The organism is Caballeronia sp. SEWSISQ10-4 2, assembly GCF_030464885.1.
Classification (GTDB): Bacteria; Pseudomonadota; Gammaproteobacteria; order Burkholderiales; family Burkholderiaceae; genus Caballeronia.
This window is the reverse complement of record NZ_JALPRJ010000073.1, coordinates 30,114-41,160: the sequence shown is the minus strand read 5'-3', so window position 1 is coordinate 41,160 and position 11,047 is coordinate 30,114. Positions and strand designations below refer to the sequence as shown.

Here is an 11,047-nt window from a genome sequence, read left to right as displayed (position 1 = left end):
TGGAAAAAGAAATGAAGTGCCGCCACGCACAGTGGCTAATAGTGATAAATAGAATGACCACAGGCCTGAGCAGCACCACCCGGCGCCCCCCCGACCACCAACCCCATTCACCGGCGCGCAGCAGCCGCCCCACCGGCTATTGTTGTCACGCCGATGATCAACGCCCCGTAGATGATCGCGCGCACGCCCGCGCCAGTGCCGCTCGCGTTCAGCAGCGCGTTGATCAGAAACAGGAAACAGGCTGCGCCCCACACGCCGGTCGGACTCGCGCGGCCGCCTGACACCTGGGTTCCGCCTATCACCACCACCGCCACCGACAGCAGCATGTAGTCCGCCCCCATATCGAGCGTCGCCCCACCCGAAAATGCGGCCAGGAGCAATGCGCACAACGCCACAAGAACGGAGCAGGCGACATACGTTGCACAACGGACCCACTCGACCCGCACACCTGCGAGATTCGCTGCGCGCGCGTTCTGGCCGACTGCCGACAGGCTGCGTCCCTGTACCAGCCTGAACAGGACGCCCCCCGTCAGTATCGTGATCAGCAGCGCGACAAATGCAAGACTCGACACCCCTTCGAGACGGCTTAACGCAAAGTTCTCCAGCGCAGGCGGAGGCGCGGCCCCACCCCGGCCGAGGCTGATGGCGATCGACTGCAAAACGAAGCTGGAAGACAACGTGGCGATGATAGGAGGAATCCGCAGCAGCCGGATCAGCAGGTAGTTGAACAGGCCAATGGCAATACCCATCGCCACGACCGTAGCAATGCCAAGCACGATTGCACTGTCATGGGTGGCCATCACGCGCATCGCGACACTGCCGGACAGTGCGATGGTCGCAGGAATCGAAAGATCAATATTGCCAGGGCCGCTCGTGACCACCAGCATCTGCCCTAACCCGACCAGCACCGTAAACACCACAAACGCGGATGCAGCGGAAAACATATTGGCCGCCGTGCTCAAACCAAGCCCGGCACTGGTCACCACGCCCACCAAAAGCGCACCGGCAACCGACCAGAGCCACGGGGTATCGCGAATCGCAAGCGTGGTCCTCATCGCCGTGCTCCCCTGCCACGAAATACCAAACGCAACGAAAGCACTGCGATCAGGATCATGCCCTGAAGACCAATTTGCCATTCCGGTGCGATTTGCAGAAACGAAAGAAATGAAGAAGCCAGCGTCAGCGTAATCGCACCGAGAACGGCGCCTAGCGCAGAAACGCGACCACCGACAAACTCGCCTCCGCCCAGGATCACGCCGGCCACCGACAGCAGCGTATAGCGCAGCGCGATATTGGCATCGGCTGAAGTCGCGAGACCCAGCAAGGTTAGGCCGGAACATACGCCGAGCAAGCCCGAGCATCCGAACAGAATGGCCTTCGACCGAATTACCGACCAGCCGAACCGCCGCATCGCGCCCGGGTTGCCACCCACCCCGCGCAGCCCCACGCCGACAGACGAGCGCATCAGCAGGAAGTGGCCGCCAATCCCGATCGCGGCAGTCCAGAGCAAGGGCGCGGGAATGACCGGCGACTGAAAGCCCATCAACGTCGAGAGCCACCCCGGACTCGTACCGCCCGGAGAGGGCAACAGCAACACCGCGAGCCCATTCCACACAAATGACAGGCCGAGCGTGACCACCACCGACGATATACGCCGGTATTCGATCAGCGCACCGACCAGCGCATACAGAACGACGCAGCCAGCGAGGGCGGCCCAGCCAAGCCACGGCGAACGCACCAGCAAGGTGGCGCCGATGCATGCGACGAGACTCACGAATGGCCCGATCGAGAGATCGAGCTCGTTGGCGGTAATCACGGCGAGTTGCGCAAGCGTTGCAAACACGATCGGCACGCCAAGGTTCAGCAACATCACCGCACCGAAATAGCTGAACGTATTCGGCTGCACAGCAACCATCGGGAGCAGCACCGCGAACAGCGACGCCACCGGCAGAACTGAACGCAGATCGAGTCGGCGCGCACGCTGCCTGACCGCTTGAATCATGATGTCACCTCCTCGAAACTCGCTGCAAGCAAGGCTTCTTCCGTATATTCGCTACGATCCAGCACGCGCGTAACCTTGCCAGCGCGGAACACGTAGGTTCGATCGCAGTAGGCGAACTCGTCGTTTTCAGTCGTGTACCAGATGAAGGTGCGGCCCTTTGCGGCTTCGGCCTGCAGCAACGCATAGATTTCAAGCTTGGTGCCGATGTCGACACCGCGCATGGGATCGTCCATCAACACGAGATCCGCGTCGGACGCAAGTGCGCGAGCGAACAGCACCTTCTGCTGGTTGCCCCCGCTTAAAGACAGGATATTTTCCGTGGGCGCCGCGCCGCGAATGTTGATCTTCCTGGCCCAGGTGTCGAACAGATCGCGCAGCGCGCCGCTATCGATCCAGGTTGGACTGTCACGGTTGTATAGCCGGCGGATATCGAAATTCTGCGCAATGGTCCAGTCGATGAATACACCGTCTGCACGGCGGTCTCCCGCGACGAACGCCACGGCCTGTTGCGAGCGGCGTTTGCGCACCTCCGCATAAATCTCGTGAAGCAGCGCAGTCTGTCCCTGTCCCGCCAGTCCGGCGAAACCAACAATGGTGCCCCGCACCGCGTCAATGCTCGTGCGCTTGCCCAGACCCACCTTCCACCGCAAGGTTGCAGCGGCACCGTCTGTCTTGGCCGCTCGCTGGACAGGCGTCACGCCTCCTTCGACAAACTGGCCCATCGCCCGGATGATCTGCTCCTTGTCGAGGTTCGCAGCGGCAAGTGTCGACACCACCTTGCCGTCGCGCATCACCATGACCCGGTCAGCGCTGCGCAGCATTTCCTCCAGCATGTGTGTGATAAGGATGCAGGTCACACCGTCTGCCGCACTCTGCCGGATGTAGGCAAGCAGTTGTTCGGACGTGTATTTGTCGAGGCTCGAGGTGGGTTCATCCAGAATCACGAGACGCACGGGCGTGTCGACACGCGCAAAACCGCGGGCGATTTCCACCATCTGCTGCTGGGTCAGCGACAGATCGCCGACCACGTCTGTTCCGCGAAGCCCGTGTCCGGGAAAAATCGCATCGAGCTGTGCTTCGATAATCGCACCAGCGCGCTTGCGCCATCCGAAGTGTTTCAGTTGCGGATGAACCACCCGCATGTTTTCTTCGATCGTGAGATTCGGACACAACGACAGTTCCTGAAACACGCATCGAATCCCTAGCGCGCGCGCCTGGTTGGCATCGAATCCGCACTCGAAGCTCGCACCGTCGATCTGTACCGACCCGGCATTCGCGCGGCGTGCACCGGCCAACACCGACATCAGCGTCGACTTGCCCGCACCGTTGTGTCCCGCAATGGCCACACATTCGCCTTCGACGAAGTCAAAGTCGACCCCTTGCAAAGCGCATACGTTGCCGAACTTCACATCCACGCCCCGTAATGACAATAGTCGTTCCGGTATCGCTTCGACGCACGGCGCACCGAGCACTGTGCTTTCAGAATGGTTCATGGGGCCAACCATACAAGGATGAGTGTTCAACCGGTGAGCGCCGGCGCGTTTGACGGCACCGGCGGCGGCAACGCTATTTCTTCGACGATTCAACCGCGCCGACCACCTGCTCACGCGTGAACACGTTGCTTGCAACGGTGCCGGGCGCTGTCGTCGACAACACCGTCGAGAGCGAGGCGGGCGTGACGGTCAGTGTCGGAAGCGACATGTCGTGCGGCAGTTTGTTACCCGCCAGGATCTGCTGCGCGGCCCAGAACGCGAACGTCGACGAGCCCGGATCGGCCGCGATCGACATCGTCTGGTACGCATCGACACCCTGCGATTTCCACCACGCCAGCTCCTCCTGACGGTTACCGAGGATGATGGTCGGAGTGCTGCGGCCGGCCGCACGGAAAGCCTGCGCGACACCGTACCCATCGCCGCCCTGGGTGACAACCCCGTCGACTTGCGGCAAGGATGGCAGGATGCCTGCAACTTCCTTCTGCGCGACTGTCTGCGTCCAGGCGCCATAGACTGAGCCGACAATCTTCATGCCCGGATATTTCTTGACCTCGTCGACGATGCCCTGATGAATCTCGTCGTCGACGGATACCCCGGCCAGGCCCCGCACTTCGAGCAGGTTGCCCTTGCCGCCGAGCTTTTTCGCGAGGAAGTCGACCTGCACCGCGCCCATCTTGTGAAAGTCCGCAGCGATCCGGTAGGCGCACGGTTCGGTGACGATTCCGTCGAACGATACGACGACGACGCCCGCAGCACATGCCTGCTTGACGGCACCGTTCAGTGCGGTCGGCGATGCAGCATTGATGACGATCGCCTTGTATCCCTGCAGAACCAGGTTCTGGATCTGTTGCGCCTGTTCGGTCGCCTGATTTTCGGCCGTGGTGAACGCAGGTGCTTCTGCGATGATCCCCGCCTTCTTCGCACCCTCCGCGGTCTGTGCCCAGCTTTTGAGTTGCTGCTGACGGAAGGTGTTGCCGGCATAACTGTTCGACAACGCAATCTTGTCTTTCGATGTGTCGCCCGTCGCCACCGCCGCACTCGCGGCGCCGCTCACCGCCAGCAGCATCACACTGGCGATTCCCGATACAAACGTCCTGTTGAGTTGCACTATTGTCTCCTGAACTTGAGGTTGAACGTGCGCCGGGCACGCCGTGCGGTATGGCCGGGATCGGCTACCGGTTTTTATTGGGATGGGTGAATGGTAGAATACGCCCTACTACCATACAAGTAGGTATTTTCCATGTGGAGAGTGCGATGACGGCTACTACTCTGGTTTTCGTGGGCTGCCTGAACCAGGCTGTGCCTCACTTTGCGGCGGCTAACGGCAAAGGCATCTCGGTGTTCGCATTCGACGAAACTACTGGCAAGCTAAGCTGGCTCGCCGATACTGTCGACACACCCAACCCGACGTATCTCGCGGTGCTTCCGGAGCCCGGCATGCTGTATGCGACGAGCGAGGTATTCGGCTGGCGGGAGGGATTGATCAGCGCCTACCGGATCGACAAGGCCAGCGGTTCGCTGACTCTGGTGGGTGCCAGACAGACCACGCGGGGCAGCCTGACCGCACATTGCAATACCGATCACCAAGGCACATGCGTGTTCGTCGCGAATTATTCACACGAAACACCCGGTGAAGTGCCGGGTCGACACGTTGCGAGCTTTTCGATCATGGCTGACGGAAGCCTGACGCCTGCGATCAGCGAGTTTTCGCACCACGACGCAGGCCCGCGGGCGGACCGGCAAGCGGTGCCCCATGCGCATTGCGTCGTGCCTGGCCCGGACAATCGCTTCGTGGTTGTGCCGGATCTGGGGGGCGATCAGTTGATTACTTACGAGCTCGATGCCACAAGCGGGCGTCTCGCGCAAACGGATATCGCGCCACTGCGGATGGCGCCGGGCTCAGGTCCGCGGCATCTTGTGTTTCATCCGGATGGCGCGATCGCGTATGTCATCAACGAGCTCAGCAACACCCTATGCCGGCTCGCCTATGAAAGCGAGACCGGCACGCTGCAACTGCTTCAGTCAGTCGACGGACTTCCTCCGGATGCAGCCCCGAGCTTCGCCGCGGACCTGTGTGTATCTGCAAACGGCCGCTTCCTGTATGCGACATACCGAGGTGACAACAGCGTTCTCACCTATGCGCTCGATGAGAAAGACGGCACGATCCTCACTGGTGTCAGGCAGGATAGCGGCGGCAAAACCCCACGCAGCTTCACCCTTTCGCCCTCGGGAAAATTCATGCTGGTGTCTAATCAGGATAGTGATGTACTTGTGTCTTTGCGCCTTGATCCGGACAGTGGCAAACCGTTGGAGCAGGTTGATGCCGTGTCGATCGGTACGCCAATGTGCGTCAAGGCGGCAAGATTTGCATGACCTTCACATCCGTGCCTGCGGCTAACGTGACCAGCCTTTGATGATGGCTGGTTTCCAGGCGATCAATGCGCAGCGTTGCCTGCGGCCAACCCTTCTTCCCCGACGCCACTGTCACGGGCTGCCCCCGCCGCTTCATCGGCGAGATCCTTCGGCATCCAGCGCGAGGTATTGAAGACACTGATTGCGATGACGATCAGCGCGCCGCCGGCAATGAACGAGGCCATGCCAAACTTGAGTCCCATCGACGGCGTCACCAACGCGATTACATACGGAGCTATGACACTGATGGAGGTCATCGCATAGCTGATCCCAATCCCGGTCGCCCGCCCTTCCACAGGGAAACGACGCGCCTGGTATAAAGGCAGGATACCGAACAACCCATTCGCGAACATGCCCATGCAGAAGGCGCCCACACCCATCAGGAAGTGATTTGATACCAGCGTATAGAGCGCTGTAGTGGGCACGACGATCGTCAGGAAGATAACAATCGTACTGCGCTCTCCGATCCTGCTGGCGGCGTATCCGGACAAAGGTTTGCCAATCACCGAGCCGATCGAGTAGGCAATGATGAAAGGAAAAATAGTGCCTGAATCCAGGTGATGAACGGTCAGCAGGAACGTGGGATACAACACCTGCACAGCCCACAGCATAAAGTTCAACCCTGCCGAGAAAGCCCAGGCCTGCGCGACGGCTGGATTGAAGACGAAGGTTTTAAAGCCATGCCCTTCTTGTTTGCGCAACTGCTGTTCCTTCCAGTCCGCCGACTCCTTGACGTTGCGCCGCAGGAACAACGTCAGCAAGGCCGGCGCAATGCCGAGGAAAAACATCCAGCGCCAACCCATTACCGGAAACAGGAAGTGGAAAGCGAGCGCGGCCAGCATGTAGCCGAACTCATAACCCGCCACCATGATGCCGGATGCGAGTGGCCGGATTTTCTCCGGCACGGTTTCCATCAGTAGAGAGACAGAAGCGGTCCACTCGCCGCCGAAACCCATTCCGAACAGGATGCGCATCACCATGAACGAGGCATAACTCCACGCCAGGCCGCTCAGTCCCGACGCGCAGGAGAACCACAATACGGCAGCCATGAAGGCAAGCTTGCGGCCGTACCGGTCGGCGGCAAATCCCCAGCCGATAGTTCCGGCGATCTTCGCGAAGCCGGTGGCTGTCACGACCAGCGCCATCTGTGGCAAACCGACATTGAACACCTTGCCGAGATGCGGGATCAGGAACAGCAGGATGGTGAAATCGAATGCATCGAGCGCCCATCCCGCGGTTGCCGCGAAGATGATATGCCAATGCTTCCTGAGCAAGCTGGCGTGATCGTTCATCGTATGTCTCCTTCAACGGGTACGTACGACACGGCGTGGCGATCCTGTTTCGGCATGGCGTCGTCTCCGCTTTTCTTGTGGCGAGATTTCGAAATCGAATCGAAATTGACGGGTGCCGCTCGTCGGCTAGGTGCCTCTGCCAAAGTCCGCGGCGAGCTTGCGTGCACCATTGGCGAGAATCAGGATGTCGATGCCGGTCGCAACAAACGTGCAGCCCAGCTCGAGGTAATGCCGCGCCAGCGCCGGATCGGAAGTCAGCGTCCCGGCCGCTTTACCCGACGCGACTATTTTCTTGATCGCACCGTCGATAGCGGCCTGCACTTCAGGGTGACCCGCTTTACCGCGATAGCCCATCGAGGCGGCCAGGTCAGCCGGCCCGATAAAGACGCCATCAATGCCGTCCACCGCGCAAATCGCATCCAGGCTCGACAAGGCGGTGACGGTTTCCGCCTGCACCAGCAGGCAGATTTCTTCATCGGCGACATCGAGGTAATCCTTCCGGCTACTCCAGCGCGACGCCCGGCCGACCGCGCTCCCGACGCCGCGAATCCCGTGCGGCGGATATCGAACGGCGGACACCATCGAGCGAGCCTGCTCCTCGGTATCGACCATCGGCACCAGCAGGTTGCGTACGCCGATATCAAGCAGGCGCTTGATCAATGCCACATCGCCATTGACCGGCCGCACCACGGCTTCGCCACGGTACGGAGCGACGGCCTGCAGTTGCGACAAGGTCGTCCGTACGTCATTGGGCGCATGCTCGTTGTCGATCAGCAGCCAGTCGAAGCCGGCGGTCGCGCTGACTTCGGCCAGGTAGGGATCGGCCATCGACAACCAGAAACCAATCTGTGCTTCCTTGTTCGCGAGCGCCGCCTTGAAACGGTTAGGCGCGGGCGTTTGCGTTGTTCCGCTCATGATTCTCCAACTCCATGGGAGGGGGTTCAAATTCGATGGGGTCGACTTTACCCAGCAGGAAAAGATAGTTGATGATGGCGAGAACGATCAGCGCCGACGAGAACACCAGTGCCGCGACGAAGGATCCCGTCGCACCGACGATCGCACCGGTCACGATCGGGCCGACAACGCCCCCCATGTTCGATACCGAGTTCTGCACGCCGGCCACCATCGACACCATGTTCTTGGGCGCCACGTCTGCGGGCAAGGCCCAGACTTGCGAGGCCGCGACAGTCATGCCGGATTTGGCGATGCACAGCAGCACGACTGCCATCACGGCCGATTGCGCGAAGGCGGCAAGACCGATACTCGATGCCATCGTGAGCCCGACAATCAGGAACAGCTTGCGGGTGGCCGTCAACGACAACCTGCCCGAACCGTAGACACGGTCCGAGGCCCAGCCCGCGAGCACCTCGGTGAACATCGATATCAGCAAAGGCAGGGAGGCCATCACGCCCATTTCCATCAAACCCATGCCCCGCTCCTTGACCAGGTAGGTGGGCAACCAGGTGATGAAAAAATACGAGTTGTAGTTGATCATGAAAAAGCCGATGCACATCGCCCAGATATTGCGATGCGCGAACAGCTTGCGCCACGGTACGGTATTGCGTTTTTCTCCAACGGCACTGGGCGCGAGTCCGTCGCGGATATGCTCAAGTTCAGCAGCATTGACCCGCGGGTGTTGGCTTGGCGAATCCCTGAATATGAACTGCCAGACAAGGCACCATACGATGCCCAACGCACCCGTGATCGCAAACGTCACTTTCCAGTCGAACACGGCAAGCATGACCGCAATCAAAGGAAGCGCAACGGCGCCGCCGAGTTTCGAGCCGCTGTCGAAGATGCCGGCCACCGTCGCCCTTTCGTTACGGGGAAACCAGCGTGACGCAATACCGGCGTTGCTCGGATAGGCGCCCGCTTCGCCAATACCCAGCATCACCCGCAGGGCGACCAGCGACTTGAAGCCCGTCGCGAAGCCGGTGACGGCGGTAGCGAGCGACCACCAGAGGACCGCAAGACCTAATACCTTCTTCTGCCCGAAGCGGTCCGCGAGTATGCCGGCCGGCAGTTGCAGCAGCGCATACGACCAGAAAAAGGCGGACATCACTACCCCCATCTGCACGGCGCTCAGGTGAAAGTCCGACTGGATCCGGGGCGCGGCAGCGGACAGCACGGCTCGATCGATATAGTTGATTGCGATCGCCGCCCACATCATGCCGGCCACGATCCAGCGCACACGTGAGCGTACCTGTTCTTGCGGCGCGAGAGTCATCTCTTGTCTCCGTTATTGTTATCTGGATGCCTAACTAACAATGCCCATGTGCCAGGGCACGAACTCGTGGTCGCCAAGACCCAGCAATTCGCTTTTCGTGCGCTGCCCGGAGGCGGCTTGCAGGATATGGTCGAAGATGTCCTGCCCCATCTCCTGCACGGTGCGCTCGCCATCGATCACCAGGCCGCAATTGATATCCATGTCCTCCTGCAGACGCGTGAACATCGGCGTGTTGCTGGCGAGCTTGATCGTGGGAGCAGGTTTCGAGCCGAACATCGAGCCACGGCCCGTCGTGAAACAAATCATGTTCGCGCCGCTGGCGATCTGACCGGTGACCGCGACCGGATCATAGCCAGGCGAATCCATGAAGACGAAGCCCGACTGGTCGATTGGTTCGGCATATTCATAGACTGCTTGCAAAGGAGTAGTGCCGCCTTTCATCGCCGAGCCAAGGGACTTCTCGAAGATATTCGCCAGTCCTCCCTGCTGGTTGCCGGGCCCGACCACACCGTTAAACTGGCCGTTGTGCCCGTGTGTGTAGCGCTCCCACCAGGCGAGCCGATCGAGCAATTTCTGACCGACTTCAGGCGTCACCGCGCGGCGCGTCAGCATGTATTCGACACCGTGGATTTCCGGCGTCTCGGACAGGATCGCCGTGCCGCCATGGCGCACCAGAATATCCATCGCCGCGCCAAGCGCGGGATTGGCGCTGATGCCCGAAAACCCGTCGGACCCACCGCACTCCAGGCCGATCTTCAAATGACTGGCGCTGACCGGCTGCCGTTCAATACGGTTCGCCGCCGGCAGCATGCTCTGGATCGCCGCAATCCCGGCCTCGATCGTCGCGCGCGTACCGCCGCTGTCCTGCATCACCAGCGTGCGCATCGACGCGTCCGTCTCGAGACCTTGTGAATTCATCAAGTCGGAAACCTGGTTGCGTTCACAGCCGAGTCCCACGATCAGGACGCCTGCGAGATTGGGGTGACGCGCATAACCCGCGATAGTCCGGCGCAGTACGTCGAAATGCTCGCTGGGCGAGGACATCCCGCACCCGCTGGTCTGCGCGAAGGCGACCACGCCATCGACGTTCGGATAGTCGGCGAGCCGCTCAGGCGTGAACCACCCGGCGATATTCTTGATGACAGTAGACGAGCAGTTGACCGACGCGAGGATGCCGATGAAATTTCGGGTAGCGACTCTTCCGTCGGGACGTACGATACCCATGAAGCTTGCGCGTTCGGCTTGCGGCACATAGTCGACCGGACGGACATCGAGGCCAAAACCCGGGTCGCGCTCGAAATCGATCAGTTCAATGTTATGCGTATGCACATGGTCGCCTGCCTCGATATCCCGCGCGGCGCGGCCAATCACGGTGTCATACTTGCGGATTGCTTCGCCACGCGCGATCGCCCTGGCGGCAATCTTGTGGCCCGCCTGGACCTGCGCCCGGACGCGCACGTCGGTGTCGCCCAGCTGGACCTGCCGGCCCAGCGACAAGGCCTCGCGGGCAATCAGCACGTTGTCCGAGCCGTGCAGGCGAATCAAGGGGGCTATGGCGGCGTCGGTGGCCTGCGGCATGAGCAATTCTCCTGCAATCACGTTTTGTCTCGTGGATACTATG

General features: G+C 60.7%; 9 protein-coding genes. 1 reads left to right on the top strand and 8 read right to left on the bottom strand.

What is annotated here, in order from left to right:
• Positions 1–107 precede the first annotated feature (107 nt).
• The 4 genes from M0D69_RS34310 to M0D69_RS34295 form a co-directional block, all read right to left on the bottom strand.
• The gene (locus M0D69_RS34310) at positions 108–1,055 is read right to left on the bottom strand and encodes an ABC transporter permease (protein WP_301786274.1); all 948 of its coding nucleotides are present in this window, start codon (positions 1,053–1,055) and stop codon (positions 108–110) included.
• Positions 1,052–2,002, bottom strand: a complete 951-nt coding sequence (locus M0D69_RS34305) for an ABC transporter permease (RefSeq protein ID WP_301786273.1) — start codon at positions 2,000–2,002, stop codon at positions 1,052–1,054. The genes M0D69_RS34310 and M0D69_RS34305 overlap by 4 nt, the downstream gene beginning before the upstream one ends.
• Entirely contained in the window at positions 1,999–3,495 is a 1,497-nt protein-coding gene (locus tag M0D69_RS34300; protein ID WP_301786272.1) for an ATP-binding cassette domain-containing protein, read from the bottom strand. The genes M0D69_RS34305 and M0D69_RS34300 overlap by 4 nt, the downstream gene beginning before the upstream one ends.
• 73 nt (positions 3,496–3,568) lie before the next feature.
• Complete coding sequence (locus M0D69_RS34295; RefSeq protein WP_301786276.1) at positions 3,569–4,561, bottom strand: ABC transporter substrate-binding protein; 993 nt, start codon at positions 4,559–4,561, stop codon at positions 3,569–3,571.
• Positions 4,562–4,749: 188 nt separating this feature from the next.
• Here M0D69_RS34295 and M0D69_RS34290 point away from each other — a divergent pair, with 188 nt between their 5' ends.
• Positions 4,750–5,868 carry a lactonase family protein gene (locus M0D69_RS34290; protein ID WP_301786271.1) on the top strand — a complete coding sequence of 373 codons (1,119 nt, stop codon included), beginning with the start codon at positions 4,750–4,752 and terminating at the stop codon, positions 5,866–5,868.
• A 62-nt stretch (positions 5,869–5,930) separates the two neighbouring features.
• On the opposite strand, the gene M0D69_RS34285 is transcribed toward M0D69_RS34290, so the two are convergent.
• The 4 genes from M0D69_RS34285 to M0D69_RS34270 form a co-directional block, all read right to left on the bottom strand.
• Positions 5,931–7,199 (bottom strand): MFS transporter, encoded by a 1,269-nt coding sequence (locus tag M0D69_RS34285; protein WP_301786270.1) that lies wholly within the window; start codon positions 7,197–7,199, stop codon positions 5,931–5,933.
• 126 nt (positions 7,200–7,325) lie between these two features.
• Entirely contained in the window at positions 7,326–8,114 is a 789-nt protein-coding gene (gene hpaI, locus M0D69_RS34280; RefSeq protein ID WP_301786269.1) for a 4-hydroxy-2-oxoheptanedioate aldolase, read from the bottom strand.
• Positions 8,083–9,426 (bottom strand): MFS transporter, encoded by a 1,344-nt coding sequence (locus tag M0D69_RS34275; protein WP_301786268.1) that lies wholly within the window; start codon positions 9,424–9,426, stop codon positions 8,083–8,085. Before M0D69_RS34275 ends, hpaI begins: the two co-directional genes overlap by 32 nt.
• A gap of 30 nt (positions 9,427–9,456) precedes the next feature.
• Positions 9,457–11,004 carry a UxaA family hydrolase gene (locus tag M0D69_RS34270; protein ID WP_301786267.1) on the bottom strand — a complete coding sequence of 516 codons (1,548 nt, stop codon included), beginning with the start codon at positions 11,002–11,004 and terminating at the stop codon, positions 9,457–9,459.
• Between the last annotated feature and the right edge of the window lie 43 nt (positions 11,005–11,047).

Excerpts from the sequence above, each read along its gene's own strand:
- M0D69_RS34310 (WP_301786274.1), bottom strand. The coding sequence starts at position 1,055 with ATGAGGACCACGCTTGCGATTCGCGATACCCCGTGGCTCTGGTCGGTT.
- M0D69_RS34305 (WP_301786273.1), bottom strand. The coding sequence starts at position 2,002 with ATGATTCAAGCGGTCAGGCAGCGTGCGCGCCGACTCGATCTGCGTTCA.
- M0D69_RS34300 (WP_301786272.1), bottom strand. The coding sequence starts at position 3,495 with ATGAACCATTCTGAAAGCACAGTGCTCGGTGCGCCGTGCGTCGAAGCG.
- M0D69_RS34295 (WP_301786276.1), bottom strand. The coding sequence starts at position 4,561 with ATGCTGCTGGCGGTGAGCGGCGCCGCGAGTGCGGCGGTGGCGACGGGC.
- M0D69_RS34290 (WP_301786271.1), top strand. The coding sequence starts at position 4,750 with ATGACGGCTACTACTCTGGTTTTCGTGGGCTGCCTGAACCAGGCTGTG.
- M0D69_RS34285 (WP_301786270.1), bottom strand. The coding sequence starts at position 7,199 with ATGAACGATCACGCCAGCTTGCTCAGGAAGCATTGGCATATCATCTTC.
- hpaI (WP_301786269.1), bottom strand. The coding sequence starts at position 8,114 with ATGAGCGGAACAACGCAAACGCCCGCGCCTAACCGTTTCAAGGCGGCG.
- M0D69_RS34275 (WP_301786268.1), bottom strand. The coding sequence starts at position 9,426 with ATGACTCTCGCGCCGCAAGAACAGGTACGCTCACGTGTGCGCTGGATC.
- M0D69_RS34270 (WP_301786267.1), bottom strand. The coding sequence starts at position 11,004 with ATGCCGCAGGCCACCGACGCCGCCATAGCCCCCTTGATTCGCCTGCAC.